The organism is Labrenzia sp. PHM005, from assembly GCF_006517275.1.
In the GTDB taxonomy this organism is placed as follows: Bacteria; Pseudomonadota; Alphaproteobacteria; order Rhizobiales; family Stappiaceae; genus Roseibium.
In genome coordinates this window covers 4271564-4290362 of record NZ_CP041191.1, presented here as the reverse complement: position 1 = coordinate 4290362, position 18799 = coordinate 4271564, and the positions used below count along the sequence as shown (strand labels likewise).

Annotated in this window: 15 protein-coding genes; 8 read left to right on the top strand and 7 right to left on the bottom strand. The window is 54.1% G+C overall.

Annotated elements, in window-relative coordinates:
* Positions 1-62: 62 nt before the first annotated feature.
* A complete protein-coding gene (locus tag FJ695_RS19375; protein ID WP_247653684.1) occupies positions 63-950 on the bottom strand; it encodes a LysR family transcriptional regulator in 888 nt (295 codons plus the stop codon).
* Between the two features lie 106 nt (positions 951-1056).
* Between FJ695_RS19375 and glyA the strand changes: the two genes are divergently transcribed.
* From glyA to FJ695_RS19360, 3 genes are all read left to right on the top strand, one after another.
* Entirely contained in the window at positions 1057-2382 is a 1326-nt protein-coding gene (gene glyA, locus FJ695_RS19370) for a serine hydroxymethyltransferase (RefSeq protein WP_141186969.1), read from the top strand.
* 225 nt (positions 2383-2607) lie between these two features.
* Positions 2608-3918, top strand: coding sequence for a serine hydrolase (locus FJ695_RS19365; protein WP_168206426.1), 1311 nt, complete (start codon positions 2608-2610; stop codon positions 3916-3918).
* 79 nt (positions 3919-3997) lie between these two features.
* Positions 3998-5395: an MATE family efflux transporter gene (locus tag FJ695_RS19360; RefSeq protein ID WP_209010730.1), complete on the top strand. Its 1398-nt coding sequence runs from the start codon at positions 3998-4000 to the stop codon at positions 5393-5395.
* Between the two features lie 34 nt (positions 5396-5429).
* Here FJ695_RS19360 and FJ695_RS19355 read toward each other — a convergent pair whose 3' ends face one another.
* On the bottom strand, positions 5430-5846 hold the full coding sequence (locus FJ695_RS19355) for a helix-turn-helix domain-containing protein (RefSeq protein ID WP_141186966.1): 417 nt from the start codon (positions 5844-5846) through the stop codon (positions 5430-5432).
* 71 nt (positions 5847-5917) lie between these two features.
* Here FJ695_RS19355 and FJ695_RS19350 point away from each other — a divergent pair, with 71 nt between their 5' ends.
* Positions 5918-7198, top strand: coding sequence for an MFS transporter (locus tag FJ695_RS19350; RefSeq protein ID WP_141186965.1), 1281 nt, complete (start codon positions 5918-5920; stop codon positions 7196-7198).
* A gap of 16 nt (positions 7199-7214) precedes the next feature.
* Here FJ695_RS19350 and FJ695_RS19345 read toward each other — a convergent pair whose 3' ends face one another.
* The 3 genes from FJ695_RS19345 to guaD all read right to left on the bottom strand — a co-directional run bounded on the left by FJ695_RS19345 (position 7215) and on the right by guaD (position 10210).
* Complete coding sequence (locus FJ695_RS19345; RefSeq protein WP_141186964.1) at positions 7215-8444, bottom strand: HlyD family secretion protein; 1230 nt, start codon at positions 8442-8444, stop codon at positions 7215-7217.
* Entirely contained in the window at positions 8444-8797 is a 354-nt protein-coding gene (locus tag FJ695_RS19340; RefSeq protein WP_141186963.1) for a hypothetical protein, read from the bottom strand. The genes FJ695_RS19345 and FJ695_RS19340 overlap by 1 nt, the downstream gene beginning before the upstream one ends.
* A 105-nt stretch (positions 8798-8902) precedes the next feature.
* On the bottom strand, positions 8903-10210 hold the full coding sequence (gene guaD / locus FJ695_RS19335; protein ID WP_141186962.1) for a guanine deaminase: 1308 nt from the start codon (positions 10208-10210) through the stop codon (positions 8903-8905).
* A gap of 254 nt (positions 10211-10464) precedes the next feature.
* On the opposite strand from guaD, the gene speB reads away from it, so the two are divergent.
* Positions 10465-11436 carry an agmatinase gene (gene speB / locus FJ695_RS19330; protein WP_141186961.1) on the top strand — a complete coding sequence of 324 codons (972 nt, stop codon included), beginning with the start codon at positions 10465-10467 and terminating at the stop codon, positions 11434-11436.
* Here speB and FJ695_RS19325 read toward each other — a convergent pair.
* Positions 11415-12062 (bottom strand): hypothetical protein, encoded by a 648-nt coding sequence (locus tag FJ695_RS19325; protein ID WP_141186960.1) that lies wholly within the window; start codon positions 12060-12062, stop codon positions 11415-11417. The two genes, speB and FJ695_RS19325, sit on opposite strands and share 22 nt — an antisense overlap.
* Before the next feature lie 262 nt (positions 12063-12324).
* On the opposite strand from FJ695_RS19325, the gene FJ695_RS19320 reads away from it, so the two are divergent.
* A complete protein-coding gene (locus FJ695_RS19320) occupies positions 12325-14679 on the top strand; it encodes an EAL domain-containing protein (protein WP_209010729.1) in 2355 nt (784 codons plus the stop codon).
* A 97-nt stretch (positions 14680-14776) separates the two neighbouring features.
* On the opposite strand, the gene FJ695_RS19315 is transcribed toward FJ695_RS19320, so the two are convergent.
* Positions 14777-16582 (bottom strand): alpha/beta hydrolase, encoded by a 1806-nt coding sequence (locus FJ695_RS19315; protein WP_141186959.1) that lies wholly within the window; start codon positions 16580-16582, stop codon positions 14777-14779.
* Between the two features lie 242 nt (positions 16583-16824).
* Between FJ695_RS19315 and FJ695_RS19310 the strand changes: the two genes are divergently transcribed.
* Together FJ695_RS19310 and FJ695_RS19305 are read left to right on the top strand one after the other, a co-directional pair.
* A complete protein-coding gene (locus FJ695_RS19310) occupies positions 16825-17130 on the top strand; it encodes a hypothetical protein (RefSeq protein ID WP_141186958.1) in 306 nt (101 codons plus the stop codon).
* A 92-nt stretch (positions 17131-17222) separates the two neighbouring features.
* Positions 17223-18458, top strand: a complete 1236-nt coding sequence (locus FJ695_RS19305) for a GGDEF domain-containing protein (protein WP_141186957.1) — start codon at positions 17223-17225, stop codon at positions 18456-18458.
* Positions 18459-18799 lie beyond the last annotated feature (341 nt).

The following is an 18799-nucleotide window of genomic DNA, read 5'->3' as shown; positions in this document are numbered from 1 at the left end:
CCGAAAACGACAACTGAACTTCACGAAGGCGGCGGGATTATTCCGGCCGCTTTTCGTTTTGGTTACAGCGTCAGGGCTACCAGAAAATCGGTGACTTGTTTCAATGGGCTTCCGTCCTGAAACGGTTTCATGGAGCGGATAGTCAGGGCAGACGGCAAGGTAACTTCGGTCTGAAATGGTGCAACGAGCTGTCCGCTTTCCAGCAGCGGGCGCACAAGCGTTTCATGGCCGATCAAAATTCCAGCCCCGTTTTTGCACTCTTCCAGGGCGAGGGAATAGAGCGAATACTCCGGACCACTTTTCAAAAGGTTTTGGCCAGGTGCTGCCTTATCCAGCCAGGTTTCCCAGTCGGACTTCCAGGTGGTGTCGAAGAGCAGGGTCTGCGCCGTGAGGCTGCCGGGCGCTTTCAGATCTTGCGCAACTTCAGGCGCACACACCGGGAAGATGATATCTGGAGCTGCGATAATATCGTTCTCGATATAATCTTGGGGTCGGAAAAAGATCGCCAGATCAAATGGTTCGCGAGCAAGGTTCGGGGGCGCTTCCATCGCTGTGATGGAGACGGACATTTGCGGCAAGGCTGTGCGTAAAGATGGCAGGCGCGGTGAAATCCAGAGCTGTGCAATGCTTGGCGTCGCCGCAATCCGGATGTCCTGCGGATTGGCAAGGCTTCTCAAGGTTTGAACGGAGGCGGCCATCGCGTCGAAGGCGGCCATGAAACCGGGCAGGACATTCGCGCCCAAAGGAGTGAGGTGAACCCCTTTGGCGTGCCGTTTGAACAGCTTTTTTCCGGTCCACTCTTCCAGAGATTTGATCTGCTGCGCCACCGCGGCAGGTGTCACGCACAGCTCGTCCGCAGCCGCTGCAAAACTGTTGAGCCGGGCTGCAGCCTCAAAGGCTCTTAACGCATTCAGTGGAGGCATTTTCGGACGGGGTGGCGCTACCGGCATAATGTTTCCATAGGCATAGAAAAACTAGGGCTACAAAATAGCAAAACTCGTTTGCGGGCACCAGGCAGCTCTGGTTTCTTTCGAGAAACCGTTCAGGAGATTGAGTATGACCGCATTGGAAAAACGAGACTGGGTGCCGGAGGCATGCGAACTCTACATTCAAGAACTGGCAGCAAAAACCGCGCAGGCAAGTCTTGAGGACACTGCGGCCCGGATCGACGATCTGATCGCGCAAAACCGCGAAATCCATGAGCGGGACTGTTTCAATCTCAATCCGGCCACCAATGTCATGAACCCCAAGGCCGAGGCCGCGCTCGCCGCAGGATTGGGATCGCGCCCGTCCCTTGGGTATCCGGGCGATAAATATGAAATGGGCCTGGAGGCGATCGAAGAAATCGAAGTGATCTGTGCAGAACTCTGCGCCGGCGTGTTTGAAGCCAAATACGTCGAAATCCGGGTCGGGTCCGGCGCGTTAGGTAACCTTTATGCTTTCATGGCGACCTGCCGGCCGGGGGATGCTGTGATTGTCCCGCCGGCGTCAATTGGTGGTCACGTTACGCATCATGAGGCGGGATGTGCGGGTCTCTATGGCCTTAAAATCTACGAGGCGCCGGTGAGCGTGGATGGATACACCGTTGATGTTGATGGCCTTCGGGAGCTCGCACGAACGGTAAAGCCGAAACTGATCACCATCGGCGGCAGCCTCAATCTGTTTCCTCATCCGGTTCGCGAAATCCGTGAGATTGCAGATGAACACGGCGCGAAGGTTCTGTTCGACGCCGCCCATCAATGCGGGATCATTGCCGGCAAAGCCTGGCCAAACCCGCTCACTGATGGCGCGCATCTAATGACCATGAGCACCTACAAAAGCCTGGGCGGGCCTCCGGGCGGCCTGATTGTCACGAATGAGGCAGATCTGGCCGAGAAACTGGATGCCATCGCCTTTCCGGGCTTGACCGCGAATTTTGACGCTGCCAAATCTGCAGCGCTGGCGATCACCATGCTCGATTGGCAAGCCTTTGGAGATTCTTACGCCACAGCCATGATCGACCTTTCCAAGCAGCTGGCGGCTGACCTCAGTGCGGCGGGGCTCACAATATTCGGGGCGGACAAGGGCTTTACCGGGTCGCATCAGTTCGCAGTTGAAGCTGCACCATTTGGCGGCGGGCAGGCAGCGTCCAAAAAGCTGCGCCAGGCCGGATTTCTGGCCTGCGGAATCGGGCTTCCGATTGACCCCGTGCCTGGGGACATGAACGGCCTTCGCATCGGTACGCCGGAACTGGTCCGCTGGGGAGTAAACAAAGATCATTCAGAAAAACTTGCCGGATTGATCGCCCGGGCGCTGACCACGAACGACCTCGGATCGCTCGCACAAGAGGTCAAGGAGTTCCGGTCAGAGTTCAAGGACCTTCACTTCATTCGCAAAGACTAGTCTTTTATTTCCCCTGCCGGCAGACGGAGGGCGAAAGCTGAGCCTGCACTCTGCCGCCGCATTGATTGGTATTGAGCGGCAAATGAAATCAGATGGAAATCGAAACGGAGCCTTGAACGATAAAAAGAGATAACGCTGCGGAATCAATGCGAATCTAGCTGGCCAATTGCATTTTTTTCGAATTGAATGGACAGGCATTTTGTTTTGAAGTCTGGAGCAGCGGCAATGATACATCCGATTTGGAACTTCAAAAGGGCTCTCATTCTCGCATCTGTTTGTTGTATCGGTCTCCCGCAAGCGGACGCCCAAGATACGATGGTAGAAGGCCGTCCGAAAACGGCGGCTGAACTTGGTATCATGAAGGGTACACCGCCCTCGCGAACTGTCGACATATCTGCCTGGGATAAAGGTCCGGACAATCGCTGGGCGTTTCAGCATATCAGTGAGTTTCTACATGTGGCGAATATCAGCCGCGGTTCAGGTCCGGCAGTTCCGCTTGAAACAGCATTTGACGATCTGTCCGGCCTGGAATTCAAAGGTCATGACAATGAGACACTGACAGTCGCAGAAATGCTTGTCCGCACCTACACAGACGGGTTTATCGTTTTGCAGGATGGCGATGTTATTTTTGAAAAGTATTTCAATGGCATGACGCCTGGTACACGGCATCTTCTGATGTCGGTATCAAAATCTGTTACCGGGACTCTGGCAGGAATCCTTGTCAACGATGGCCGGTTGGACCCTACGGCAGCGATCACGGACTATATTCCGGAAATGACAGGCGCGCCGGGTTTTGGGGACACCACCGTTCGCCAGGTCCTCGATATGACGACCTCCATTGTCTTCAGTGAGGATTATGCGGATCCCGATGCGGAAGTGGTAGCTCATGAAGCCACCACGGCTTGGCGCGGCGAAACAGCTCCGCTTGCAAAAGAAGGGGTCTACGCCTTTGCCACAACGATCGAGAAAAATCCGTCGAGGCCGCACGGACAGCAATTCCATTATGCGTCCATCAATACGGATGTCCTTGGCTGGTTAATAGAACGGGCTTCGGGCCAGCGCTTCGCGGAATTTTTCAGTGACGCGATCTGGTCCAAACTTGGCGTAGATCATGATGGTCAGATCACAGTGGATTACAAAGGTGCAGCCGCAGCAAATGGCGGCTTTGTATTGACTTTGAGAGATCTCGCCCGCTTTGCGCAGATGGTCCTCGATGACGGGTTTTACAACGATCAGCAAATTGTCTCATCCGGTTGGATCGATGACATCCGTTTCAATGGAAACAATTCTGCTTGGAAACCGACCAGTTACGCCGAAACCTGGCCCAACGGTTTTTACCGGAACCAATGGTACGTCACAAAAGATGATCACGGGTCCTTTTTTGCTGTCGGCGTAAACGGTCAGCACATTTGGATTAATCCGACCACCAGGACGGTGATCGTGAAATACTCCTCATTGCCAGTGAGTGCAGACAAGGACAACATTGTCCTTGGGTGGCTGGCCATGGACGCAATTTCCCGGTCATTTTCCGATTGATAAGTTGAAGTTGAGCAGCTTCCCGTGGCAAGAGGCGGGCGGGGGAACACTGTGAGATTCCCCGCAACCGACTGTGCAAATGTCCCAAGCCAAGTTTCTTGAAGGCAATCTCTTCCGTCATGTCACGGTGATGTCGATCACGTCCTCCATCGGACTGTTGGCGGTGTTTGCCGTTGATTTCATCGACATGATTTTCATTTCGATGCTCGGCAAGGAAGAATTGGCCGCCGCGGTCGGTTATGCGGGCGCCATCCTGTTTTTGTCCACCTCGTTCAACATTGGGGTGGCGATTGCTGCCGGGGCCTTGGTCGCCAAATCGCTCGGAGAGGGCGATAAGGGGCAAGGGCGTCAACGTGCCTCCAACGCACTGCTCGCCGGGATCCTGTTTTCCAGCCTGTTTGCCATTTTGATTTGGACGTCGCTTGATTTCTTGAGTGGATTGCTGGGCGCAACAGGCCGGACGAAAGATTTTGCTGTTGAATATCTCCAGATTGTGGTGCCGACGCTGCCGTTTCTGCTGCTCGGGATGGCCGGCGGGGCAATCCTGCGCGCCCATGGCGATGCGCGGCGGGCGATGATGGTCACGGTAACCGGCGGCATCATCAATGCCGTGCTCGATCCGCTGCTGATCTTCACTTTTGAGCTGGAATTGACGGGCGCCGCACTGGCAAGTGCCGCAGCCCGGATCTCCATGGGATACTTCGCGATTGCTGCAATCTTCCGGCATCACGGCGGGCTGGTCTGGCCAAAAATCTCCGCGTTTGCCGAAGATCTGAAACCGATTGCCGCAATCTCCATTCCAGCAATCCTAACCCAGCTGGCCACTCCGGTCGGGCAGGCGTTTGTTACGCGGGCAATGGCGGATTACGGCGAAGAAGCGGTGGCCGGCATGGCGATTGTCGCGCGCATGACGCCGCTTGCCTTCGGCACCATCTTTGCCTTGTCGGGGGCCGTTGGTCCGATAGTCGGCCAGAATTACGGTGCTGGACAATTCGGCAGGGTGCGCACGACTTTCCGGGATTCGCTGCTCTTTACCGCCCTGGTTGTTGGCTTTGCTGCATTGGTCCTCTTTGTGCTGCGGGCACCGATTTCTGCGTTGTTTGAGGCGCAAGGGCTGGCGAAGGATCTGATCTACCTGTTCTGCGGCCCGCTTGCCCTGGCGTTCTTCTTCAATGGGGCACTGTTTGTGGCAAACGCCTGTTTCAACAATCTTGGTCATCCACTGTACTCGACTTGGCTCAACTGGGGCCGGCACACACTTGGCACCATCCTGCCGGTGTGGATCGGAGCGGCGTATTTGGGTGCTCCTGGTGTTTTGATCGGCCAGGCCGCTGGCGGCGTTGTGTTTGGCGTCGCAGCCGTTTTGTTGGTGCGTATCGTTATCCGGGAAGTTGAAACGCGCGGTGACGCGCCAAAAGGACCCGGCATTTTCCAGAGACAGGCACGTCAGCTTATTTTGTTTTTTGATCGGCGTTAGCCGGGGGCAACTGCCCGCAGTAGACAGTTCATTTTTAGAACTTGTTTGAAACCGGTGCGTTTTTTCGTGCACTGACGCGAATGAGTTTTTGAAACCGCGGGCAGTCGATGTGCCGGGGGGCCGTGCAGTCCGCAACGTGGCGGATCATGTCTCTGAGCGCAGTCAGCCGTGTGATCTGATCATCCAGGTCGTCCGCTTTGTTCAGCAGCAAGGTGCGCGACAGCGACGGGCGGCCATCGGGACCGAACATGCCTTTGATTTCTTCCAGGGAAAATCCGGCCTGCTTGCCCAGGCGGATGATGGACAGCTGGTCAAGCACTTCCGGGCCGAACAAGCGTTTCAGCCCGCGCCGGCCCACCGAGTGGATCAAACCCTTTTCCTCATAGTGGCGCAAAGCGGACGCGGCGACGCCGGATTGATGCGCAACTTCTGAAATATCGAGTAATTTCATCTCTTGACCTCAAGTCGACTTGAGTTTGTAGGCTGGCAGCAATTCGGTCTCTAGACAAGAGGTTTTTGACAATGGAGCCGTCGCAAAGAACACAAAACCAATCGATCTGGCGGGATACAGCCGCCTTGGCGTTGCTTCTCACCGCGTCACTAAAAATCATGGCAAATGCGACCATCAGCCCGGCATTGCCTGCTTTGGAAGCCAGTTTTTCTGCAGAGGCGGGCGCAGCTTACCTGGTCCGGTTTTTGGTCTCCGCGCCGTCCTTGACAGTGGTCTTGGTCGCGCCGCTCGCCGGTCTTGCCGTAGACCGGTTTGGACGGGGATGGCTGTTAATGGCAGGCGTTGCCCTGTTCGCTTTGTCCGGCAGCGCCGGAGCCTATCTTCCGGATCTGAATACGATTATGGCGAGCCGGCTTCTATTGGGGGGTGCCCTTGCATTCACGATGACAGCGCAAGTGGCGCTGGTCGGTGACCTCTTTGAGGGCGAGCGCCGGAGTGCATTCATGGGCGGGCAGGTGGTTGCCATCAATTTCAGCGGGTTTTTGTTCATTGGCGGTGCCGGGTTGGTGGCCGACCTGTCGCCGCGGTTGCCTTTCCTGATCTATGCACTGCCAATCCTGTTGCTGCCGCTGCTTTGGCCGGTTGTCCGCCAGGAACAAAACCGGAGAAAAATGCTGCCGGATCTTGGGCAACCGGTAGACGGATCGTCCTCTGACCAGCGGGCGGCAGAAAGCAAAAGGTGGCGCCTGCCGGCGCTTTCAACTGGGGCTTTGTCGATGGTCACGGTGATGCTGTTCTTCCTGATGCCGAGCCAATTGCCATTCTATCTGGAGTACGCTGGCTATAACAGCGCCACAGGTACAGCGCTTGGCCTTGGAGCTTTGACCCTTTCAGGTGCCTTTACGGCGCTCCGGTTTCAAAAGATCCGCAACCGCCTGGGTCTGGCCCGGACGTTTGCTGCCGGATTTTTGATCATGGGATTTGGTTTTGCCACTTTGGCGGTTCAGGCGTCCTGGGCGTTTATCCTGCCTGGTTGTGCCCTGATTGGCATCGGCTATGCGCTGGTCCAGCCCTCACTATTTCTATTGGCCCTGGACATCGCACCGGCCGCACGCCGAGGTACGGTTTCCGGAATGGTGACCACATCCCTGTTTTTAGGGCAGATCGTCTCGCCGTTTGTTCTGACGCCCTTGCTGCAAGCGCAAGGGTTTTCCGCTGTTTATGTTACCGTTGGCGGAGTATTTGGCGTCCTGGCACTCGGTGCGCTGGCAGTCCAAAGCTGGGCGCGGAAGCAAGATATTCCGTCAACTAACGGTCCGATGAAGTCTGCCGTCAGATTAGCCAAAAGCTGAACAGTTTTCGGAGGCTCTAGTTTGGAAAAACCAGCACCTTAACCGGCAGCAGGAGGGACTGGATCCGGATAACAAGGGCGTTTGCGATCCCCATGCCATCCACGATCCGGGTGAGAAAGGCAGAGAAGCCGGATATCTCACCCGCCTTGATCGCCTTGTCGTGGTTCGAATAGGCGACACCAATACAACGGCTTCCAGGTGGAACATAATTCGCATGCCCGGCATAGATCGGCTCAAGAACCGTCAGGATCGTGCCCGGCCGGGCTCGGTCTTGAATGTCGATGAGTTGATCCGTTGGCCGTAGCTGTCCGCCCGCGATGACGCGTTGTATTTCCGTGACAGCCATTGGGATAACTTCAAGCGGTTTGGATGCACACGTGATTTCAACAATAGTTCCGAGGTGCAAGATTTGCGCTGAAATCTGGCCGAAACCGGCCTGAAACCGGCCGCGGCCCGATCCTTCAGGGACAAGAATACCAGCAGGCCGCAGGATCGGATTTACCAGGTCTCCCGGTTTCAGCTTGAACTGACGGACGGTTCCGTTGGTACCGGCATAAACCGTAGATTTCTCAATTTCGGTTTCCGCCTGCGTGAGAGCTGCCTCCGCGCTGGCCCGTTGGGCCGGCAGCAACACTCGTAGCCGGGCCTGAATTGCATCCCGTTGAGCTTTAATTGCGTCCAGTGAGCCAGACAGGCCGTCAACCGTCAGCCGCAAGCGTTCCAGTTCTTGCTCGCTCACCACATTCTGGTTTCTGCCAGCAAGGTCCTGACGCCTTGTCAGTTCATCTTGAGACTGTTTCAGCTGGCTTTCAGACGAAACGATGTTGCCTTCCGCCGCTGCGAGTTCCGCTTGCGCGACTGTAGCAGCTGCATCCACCTCTGCAATCCGGCGGCGGGCGGTTTCTGCGGCGGCTTGCTGGCGCTGAGTGTCGAGCCGGAAAATCGGTTCTCCGGCGCGGACGAACTCATTGTCTAAAACGTAAACCTCTTCTACCCGCCCAGGCCGGTCACTCAGGATCGAGACTGTGCGGAAGAGAGAGGTCACATTGGTGGTGGTGGGATGGAAATAGAAGATCACTGTCAACAAGGTGATCGCTAAAACCGCACAAGAGGTGATGCCCCAACGCAGTTCATACCAGACCGTGAACAGGTTGATCTCATGGCCGAACCGTTTGCCCTGTTTGTAGTGGCGATAAAGGTAATCGGGAACAATTGTGATCAGGGCACTGAAAATCAGTTCCAGCATTATCCGGTCCTTCTTTGGCCGGTTCGTCCGCGCCTACGGGAGGTTATCTTAACGGGTAGAACAATCTGGGAAATCGGGATGGCCGCTAGAAGAAGTGCAGCAACCCAAAAGGCGTTGTTGAATGTTATCAACGAGATGAAGCCGAGCAATCCGACAAATTGTATCTGGGTTTTACCCAATCCGGAGGCCATCCGGTCCGGCCAGGCCTGAACCGTGAAATAAAGCGCCCCAAACCCAACCATGACCAAGACGAGAAATATGCCGACAGCGATAAAAAGACCATCGGTTTGCCCTGGTGCCGTAATGAAAAACGGCAAGGGATCATGCAATATACCTTCGGAGATCGTGTCCACAGTTGCCCCTCCAAAACAAGAACCTTCAGAGTATTAGACAAAGTCCTTTCCCAAGAGGCAAGACCCCCAGTGTGGTTTGTTTGTATTAGAGAATTTGGAAAGGGATCAGACCGGTTTTGAGGCTTTGCCTGCCACATAGGCCTCCACCACAGACCGGTCGTCCCCGAGGGTTTGCAGGACAAACAGTTCTTCCGACAGAGTTTCGGCAGTTTCCATGCGCAGAGCCATTGGCCGGGTCGCTTTGGCGTCGAGGACGACTATATCGGCGTCCGTGCCTGGGTCCAATGATCCGATCCGGTCAGATAATGAAAGCGCTTCGGCATTGCCGAGCGTCGTCCAATAGAAGGTTTCTAGCGGATGCAGGCGCTGGCGTTGCAGCTGCAGGACCTTGTAGCCTTCGTCTAGCGTGCGCAACATGGAGTAGTTGGTGCCGCCGCCAATGTCGGTCGCAATTGCAGTCTTGATGCCCGCACCTTCTGTGCGTTTCTTGTCGAACAGCCCACTGCCCAAGAAGAGATTGGAGGTGGGGCAAAACACAGCCACGGAACCGGTTTCACGCATCACGCCCAATTCCCGGTCATTCATATGAATGCAGTGACCGAGCAGGGTCTTTCCGCCCAACAAACCGAAATCCTCATAGACCCCGAGATAATCCGCAGCATCGGGAAAGAGCTCTTTGGTGAAGGCGATCTCGTTGTGATTTTCGTTGATGTGGGTCTGAAGGTGGCAGTCCGGATATTCCTTTAACAGCGCCCCAGCCGCTTCCAATTGTTCCGGTGTCGAAGTAATCGCAAACCGCGGTGTGATGACGTAGTGGGCGCGCCTTGCGCCATGCCACTTTTCCAGCAACGCTTTGCTGTCGGAGTAGGCGCTATCTGCGGTATCGCAAAGGGCTTCCGGTGCGTTGCGGTCCATCATCGTTTTACCGCCCAGCATGAGCATGCCGCGCCGGTCCGCCTCTTCGAAATAGGCGTCGACCGAGTTTGGGTGGCTGGAACAATAGGCAACCGCAGTCGTTGTGCCATTCGACAAAAGGGTGTCGTAAAACCCCTTGGCGATGCGGTCACCATGGGCCTTGTCCGCGAATTTCTGTTCGGCCGGAAAAGTGTAGTCGTTGAGCCAGTCGAGCAACTGATCTGCCCAGGACGCAATCACTTGAACTTGCGGGAAGTGCAGATGCGTGTCGATAAAGCCTGGCACCAGAAGATGCGGCCGGTGGTCGATCTCTTCTGTTCCGCCGGGAGTTCCGGCAGCGATGTCTGCATAGGGGCCACGGGCAACGATCTTGCCATCTGAAATCAGAAGTGCGCCGTCTTCTTCGTAAAGGTAGGCATCGGTGTCGTCCGGGCCTTTTGGAGCAGACGAAAAGCTGAGAAGCCTGCCGCGCAGAAGTTTTGCCGATGTGTCTGCCACTTAAGAAATCCCTGATCGAAGCGTTGGCGGAACTCCATCATGGAGCAAAGCCTTTTAAACCTGGTGAAGAGCTGGGACAACGCGCGTTTCACTCTGAATTTCAAGAAGGTGTTCCACTGCTTTCAGTTGAAGCCGCTATCGAAACGATAAGGCTGTTCGATCTTAGACAGAGGAGACCCTGGCCGTTAGATCCCGCTTGAGCTTACAGGTCGACTGAGATTAAGTGCTGGCAGACGAAAAACAAAAGGTGCTCCATGGCTTCTGATTTGCCCCGCCCGACAGACAATGCGTTTTTGGGAAACTCCGTGAAAGGCGGGTCGCACGAACCGACCTATGGCGGTGTGTTGTCCTTCATGCGCCGCCGCTACAGCCGGGATCTGAACGGGGTCGATCTGGCCGTCTGGGGCATTCCGTTTGATGCTTCGGTCTCAAACCGGCCAGGCGCCCGCTTCGGCCCGCAGGGTGTGCGCCGTGCGTCGGCAATCTTTGACGGGGATCCGCAGTATCCGTTCGAGTTCGATCCGTTTGAAACGCTGGCTTGTGTGGACTATGGCGACTGTTCCTTCGACTATGGCCTGAATCCTGACATTCCGGGCCACATCGAAGCACAAGCGCGTGAAATCTTGGACACCGGCACGCATCTGTTCTCCATTGGCGGCGATCATTTTGTGACCTATCCGCTTCTAAAAGCCCATGTGGCAAAACACGGCCCCTTGGCGCTGGTTCAATTTGATGCCCACCAGGATACTTGGGACGATCAAGGCAACCGGATCGATCACGGCACCTTTGTCGGCCGGGCTGTTCGCGAAGGCCTCATCGATCCGGAAAAATCTATCCAGATCGGCATCCGGACTCATGCGCCGGAAACCTGCGGCATCGAGATCTTGAATGGCGAAGAAGTTGAGCTGCTGGGCGTCAATGGAGTTGTGGAGCTGATCGGTGACCGGGTCGGTGATGCCAAGGCCTATATGACGTTCGACATTGATTGCCTGGATCCTGCGTTTGCGCCAGGTACGGGAACACCCGTGTCTGGTGGTCTCACCAGCCGGGAAGCTTTGATGATCTTGCGCCGCTTGGGAGAACTTGATTTTGTCGGCGGTGATGTCGTCGAAGTGGCACCTGCCTATGATCATGCGGATATCACGTCGATCGCGGGCGCCAGTGTCGCTTTAATGTATATCGGCCTATTGGCGGAAAAACAGCGTCAACGGATGGAAGGCCTCTGACGTTCCCTCGGAAGATTCCCTGCCAGTGGTTCTTCCTGGTCCAGGTCACTTTTTGCATCTCGCCGGTCATCATTCGCTGGCTGTGTTTCCCAGAAACGGTAGAGCGGATGAGAGTTTTTCTGCATTCGGTAGAAACCTGCAAGTCGCTGGATACACACGGCGTGCGCGGCCCATGTAACAATTAGTCCAGTTGCCGTAAGCATTGGTGACTGAAACAGACCGCCAAGAATGGTAACGATCAGGCCGGTCCATGCAGTCAGATACAGCACAGCGAATTTGGCAATGCCGCTTGTTCGGGGCACCTGAGCGAGTTGATTAAGCCAGATCCGTTCACCAAACGCCGCTTGCCGGAAAACCGCCGGACCTCTGGCGCGAATAAGGCGCGCGACCGCCACCACGGCCCAGCATGTCCAGAGCGCAAAAATGCTGGCGAACAACGGCCCGATCCAAAGGCTCGACCAAGCAGCAGCGGCTGCAAATACGGGGATGATCAACCTCGCGGCCATGACCAGCGGACGGCACGGCGGCGGCGATCCAGTGCGGGCCGTAAAGCGCGGGGTGCCCATGGCCTTGGACCACTTGCTGGATGCGTTCTTGTCCAGCTGAAGGGGAGGCGGCGTTTGCATTGGCTTGGGACTGGCTCCTGTGGATCTGAGTTTATATCCCAGCCTCACCATGCATTGCAATTCTTGAGAATTCGCCAAAGTGATCGATCTGCAAACAATTTACAGTGTCATTATTATATATTTGTTTTGCTACCCCTTTTCCGGCTCCGAAGTTAACTGAAAATCAAGAGGGTTTCGAAATGGTTAGAGGGGGTATTGTCAATTTTCCCTTTGGCCGGTTGCCCCTCCTTTTATACAATTGGACCACGATGGACCAAGCATCGTGACTTCTAAAATTTCGTGTTTGAAGGCTGATCGTCGTATGACGATGGAAGGTAATAAAAGACGCGGCGATGTTGCCGACTGGCAAGCGATCGAATCGCTGGCCAGTGGACTTGAACAACTGAACGCCACGGATGAGTTTAGGTCTACTGCTGGCATGTTCGGAGACAACGGCTGGCTCCGGGCATTGTTGAACGATGTTTCAGACTATGTTTACGTCAAAGATAGACGGTCCCGCTTCGTAATGGCGAATAAACAGGTCGCTTTAGACATGGGCCTGAAGGACAGTTCGGATTTAATTGGAAAATCCGACCTGGAACTTCACCCTAGTCACATCGGAGGTGTGTTTTACACCGATGAACAGGCGATAATGGAAACGGGCACGGTTCGCGTGGATTTCGAGGAACGTGTTCTGTTGCCCGATGGAACAGAGAAGTGGTTCTCATCCTCCAAGTATCCGATACCGAATGCGGCCGGAGAGGTCGTCGGTATCGTCGGTATATCCAGGGATATTACCGGCCGCCAGAAAGCCGAGCAGCTCCTTGCAGGCCAAAACCAGATCTTGAAAGATATTGTTACTGGTGTGCCCCTGCCAGATGTCCTTGAAACACTTGTTTTTTTGATTGAGGGGCAGCTGGACGGTGTCATGGGGTCGGTGATGCTCCTTGATGAAACGGGAGAGCATATTTCTCCGGGAGCCGGTCCCAATTTGCCCGAATCCTATTTGGATGCCTGTAGCGGCATCCCTATCGGTCCCAGAGCTGGTTCCTGTGGTACGGCTGCATTCAGAAAAGAAGATGTTTTTGTCGAAGACATATTCGACAACGACCTATGGGCTGATTTCGTAGAGATTATGCGCGAATTCGATTTGCGTTCTTGTTGGTCAGTTCCCTTTTTCTCCAATGAAGGTGAAGTATTAGGGACTTTTGCCTTCTACACTACAAACGTGCGCAACCCAACAGAGCGGGAAATCAAAATAGCCCATGAAGCTGCGCATCTGGCTTCAATTGCTGTTGGCCGCGATTTGGCCGAACGGCGGATCCGGTATCTTGCGCACCATGATCCCTTGACTGGATTGCCCAACCGCCAGGAATTTAAAGCCAAACTGGAAGAAAAAGTCAAAACCAGCCGCAAGACCGGAGAGCCGGTTGCGGTCGTCTTTGTTGATATGGACAATTTCAAGTTCGTCAATGACAGTTATGGTCACACGGTCGGCGATGAAGTGTTGACTCTGGTCGCACAGCGGATCGTAGCGTCCCACAATGGAACCCACGAAACTATCCGTTTTGGTGGAGACGAATTCGTCCTGATCGTTGACGGGCCGTCTGCTCACAAATCTGAATTGAAAGATTTTCTCAGCGACTTGCGCAACAAGATCATTGAGACGATCCACTTAAACGCGCTGACGTTGCACGTCACCTGTTCGATTGGCGCGGCTGTCTATCCCTTTGATGGCGACGATGCAGAAGACCTCCTCAAGAATGCTGACCATGCCATGTTCGAAGCAAAGAATATCGGCCGGGACAGCTTTTTCATCTATGACAGCACAACGGCTCCGGAAAAAATCAACAGGCTGAAACTGATTGAGGATCTGCGGTGCGGGATCGCCTGCAATGAATTGTTTTTGGAATATCAGCCTCAAATCGACCTCATGAGTGGACGGATCATCGGCGCAGAAGCATTGGTGCGCTGGAACCATCCGCAACGCGGCCGGCTCATGCCCGGAGATTTCATCGACATTGCAGAGGAAACCGGTGCTATAGTACCGCTTGGACGCTGGGTATTGAACGAAGCGTGCCGGCAGAACAAAGCCTGGCAAAAAGCCGATCTTCCTAAAATCACCATCTCCGTCAATGTCTCTGCTGTTCAGTTCAAAGATACCGGCCTGATATCGGACATTAGTGGCGCCCTTGATAGCAGCGGTCTCGATTCGGAATATTTGGAAATCGAGTTCACTGAGAGCCTGTTGATCCAAAACGTTGAACAGGCAATTCAGTTGATGGAGGATTTCCGGCGGATCGGAATCAAGCTGGCGATCGATGACTTTGGAACTGGGTATTCCAGTCTTGTGGCACTGAAGAATTTCCCGCTGACCCGGCTGAAGATCGATCAGAGTTTCATTCAGGACCTTGAATATAAAGAAAGTGACCGGGCAATTGTGCGCGCCATTATCGCTCTGGGGCGCGAGCTCGGTCTGAATGTCGTGGCCGAAGGGGTGGAAACGGCAAAACAGCAGGCGTTTTTGCTCAGTTGCCGATGCGAGACCACCCAGGGCTATCATTTCGGCCGGCCGATGGCAGCTGACAAGTTCGCCAAACTTCTGGGCATGACCCGCACACCACTGGATGTTGCCTAAACGGCAACCTCCAGTCAGTGTCGTTTAAAGGGCAGGGGAAACACCCCGATTTGGTGGTGCGGCCGACGTTATTTTAGCTGTGGTAATGACTTTCTGCTTAGACCCGGGTCATGACATAACTGCCTGGCGCATCTTCTAGAATTTTCATTCTGTTGGCCCCTGGCTTGCGCGGCTTGGCTTCCGCATCATCGTTCTCGCGAATCCATTGATCCCAGTAAGGCCACCAGGACCCTGGATGCTCTTCTGAGTTCTTCAGCCAATTCTCGAGTGCCCCTTTAGGAGCACCACCTGTCCAATATTGGTATTTGTTCTTGGCTGGCGGGTTGACCACACCGGCAATATGGCCAGATCCGGACAACACATATTCCACCGGTCCGCCAAAACAGCCTGAGCCCAGGAAGACCGATTTGGCCGGAGCAATATGATCCTCGCGGGTGGCCAGATTGAAGATCGGGATTGTCACCTTGGATAGATCGAGCCTCTCGCCAGCAATTTCCATTTCCCCTTTGGACAATTTGTTATCGAGATAACAGTTGCGCAGATAAAAGGAGTGGTTTGCCGCCGGCATGCGGGTCGAGTCGGAGTTCCAGTATAGTAGATCGAAGGGGAAGGGCTCTTTGCCTTTCAGGTAATTGTTGACCACATAGGACCAGATGAGATCATTGGACCGGAGCATGTTGAAAGCAGACGACATTTTCGAGCCGTCCAGATAGCCATTGTCAGCCATCCTTTTTTCCAAAACAGAAATCTGTTCTTCGTCAACAAAGACCTTCAAATCACCCGCATAGGTGAAATCGACTTGCGTGGTAAAGAAGGTCGCGGTCTTGATACGCTCATCTCCGACTTGCGCCATATAGGCCAATGTTACACCGAGTAGCGTGCCGCCAACGCAGTAGCCGATGGCATTGACCTCTTCCTGCCGTGTGGCACGTTTGATGATGTCGAGCGTGTTGAGGATGCCCTCTTTCATATAGTGCTCGAAGCTTTTTTGCGCCTGCCGTTCGTCCGGATTGACCCAGGAAATGACAAACACGGTGTGGCCTTGATCGACAGCCCATTTGATAAAGGACTTCTCCTGATTCAAGTCCAGAATGTAGAACTTGTTGATCCACGGCGGCACGATCATCAGCGGCCGCTTGAGCACTTTATCCGTTGTCGGCGAGTATTGGATTACCTGGCAAACATCGTTTTGAGCGATGACTTTGCCCGGTGTATTGCCGAGATTGTCGCCAAGTTTGAATTTGGTCAGATCCGTCTGCCGGATTTTCAGATCACCCTTGCCCGACTTTAGGTCCTCGGCCAGAAATTCCATGCCTTTGACCAGGTTTTCGCCATTGCTCTCCAATGTCAGGCGCAGCAGCTCCGGGTTCGTCAGCAGGAAATTCGATGGCGAAAGGGCGTTTGAAATCTGAGTGACGTAAAATTCGGCCTTGTGGCGGGTGTGCTCGTCAAGACCTTCAGCGTCTTGAACCATTTCTTCAGCCCATTGGCTGGTAATCAAATACAGCTGTTTGACGAAGTCGAAGTACTGGTTGTTGTCCCAGTCTGGATCGGCGAATCGTCTGTCTTTTGCCGGTGCCGTAACTGCTGGTTCGGACTGTTCACCCATCATCCGTTTTAGGGACGAGTTCCAAAGGTCTATATAGCCAGTCCACAATCGGCCTTGCGCTTCAATTGCGCGCTGCGGATCAGACACCCAGTATTCGCCCACCTGAGCCAGGGTCTTAACAACACCGGTCAACTCATCCGTTGAATCGTGTTTGATTTTACCTTGTTCGCGCGGTTCCAAATATGCGGCCAGCGCTTTGCCTGCATTTTCCAGTGTCTTTGCAAGATTTTGAGCAAATGCTTCCGGATTGTTGATGATATATTGCAACATGGGATGCTGGCGGTCATCAGCCATAAGCAGGGATTCCTCCGACTTCCGGTCTTTGTTGCTGCCATTTGGAGGCGGCAGCTTCTTGGTTGGTTCCTTAGCGTTATCTAATTCTATTTGCGCTTGTATTGGGAACGGTTAATCCTTTATGGCACAACGTTCAGGCGCCGTCGATTGCTTTCCCTTACGCACTTTGACGATGTGCTAGTGGACTTGTGTGACACTTCTGTGGAAGTCGGTCGCGAGCAACAAATGAGGAACCTCAAAAGATGCGCGCATGGGCCAGTCTGGCAACCAGTTTTTTTCTCGCAGCCACGCTATGCGCCTGTGGAGTGGGGCCTGGTACACCGTTGTTCGAGGCCATGAACCCGGGGCAAGAGACAAAATCAGGGACGGTTCAGCCGCCCGATGGTTATGGCCCGCCGAAAGGCACGATTGAGTCCCAAGGTCTTATCAACAATCAGCAGCGTAAAGAGACCGCCGAATATTTGAAATCGCTCGCAAACGACGGTGAATCGGTCCAAGCTGAATCGCGTGCGGCACCTTCAGCGGAAGAGCTGAGATTAAGAAGATAATAATTACACTGATAGTTATGCGGATGGTTAGTCAGTTTTTTACAACTGCTCCTTACAGTTTTCGTGCCGAATAGACCGGTGCAGAGACCTTGATGACGCTCGATACTGCAACTTTGTTTGCCGCAATTTCCGTGATCCAGATGGCAGGGGCCGTCATACTGGTTCTTTTCTGGATGATCTTGTCCAAGCGGGGGGAAATTCAAGCAGGCAGTTTGCTTTGGTGGATTGCAGGCCTTTTGCTTGGTGCCAGTTCGATTGGATTGATCGCGATGCGCGGTCAAATCAGCGACTTTTGGAGCATTGGTGTTTCCAATTTGCTTTTGATACTGGCGGTTGGATTGAAACGTGCTGGTGTGGCGTCGATCTTGGGGCGAACCCAAAACCTTTGGGTTTTTGCAGCAACAGGTATTCTTTGGATACTGTATTGCAGTTATCCGCCCTTTTTTGAAAGCTTCATTGCGCGGATCAATTTTATCCAGCCCTGTTTAATTACGCTCTGTATTTGGATCGTCTGGATGGCATTCTTCCAGAATCGGGACCGGCTTTATTCGGTGACGTTGTTAGGTGTCACTTCGGCCTTAGAAGCATCCGGATATCTTTGGTATTGGACCTACAACAACCTTGCCGGAAATACGGATGCGCTTGAAATGTTTGCCGATCCGGCAACAGCCATCTATTTGGTCTGGATCATGTTGGCCTTGGTGATGACCATAGTTTTGCCTGTGGGCATGGTCATTGAAATCCTGGTCCTGCGCTATAAGGAACAAGCCTATCAGGACCCGTTGACCGGTTTACCCAACCGGCGGGCATTCTGGAACACATGTCACAAATGGCTTTCGAAAGACGGGGGGCAATCCAAGGGATATGGCCTGATCCTTTTTGACATTGATCAGCTCAAATCGGTCAACGACAGCTTCGGTCATGCCATGGGGGACGCGGTTCTTCAGTTGTTTGGACGCGTCGTGCGCGAAGCGATTGGCAAAAACGCATTTGCCGGACGGTTAGATGGCGAAGAATTTGTCATCTTTCTTCCAGGGTTCGATGCGCAAGGCAGCCTGGTGGTTGCGCAACGGGTCTGCCGGCGGTTTGGTGTTGAATGTGAAGAGGCGACCGGGGGCAAACTTATAGTCTCTGCAGGGGCTGGGCTCGCGGTTTTTGGAGCCGGCATGCCGCCGGAACGTGGTGTGGAAACAGCTGCTCGGGCACTTCAGAAGGCGAAAAAGCTGGGACGCGGCCAAATAATTGTCACAGACGCGATCAAGGGCAAGGGCCGCACCCTGGCATTCGGCAGCGCGTCAAAGCCCATAACCAAGCGAACTGCAGCTTAAGTCATTGCGATTATTACCTAAAAACAACCTTGGATAACTCAAAAACTTTTTTCTCGACTAGAAGGCGAAATACTAAGATGAATTACCCATTAGTAGTTCCCGGTAGGTGGGGGCACAGATGCTTGATGCCAAGACGATCTTGTTTTCATTGGTTGTTGCGGAGCTGACCGCCAGCGCCGTGCTGTGCTTTTTGTTTTTTTTCTGGAAACACCGCGACAGTGCTGGAAATGTGTCAGTCGGCCTCTGGTCAGTGGCGTTTTTGTTCGGCGCGATCGGGACGTGTTTGCTCAGTTTGCGTGGAACGCTGCCGGATGCCATAACGCTACTCTTGGCGAATTTCC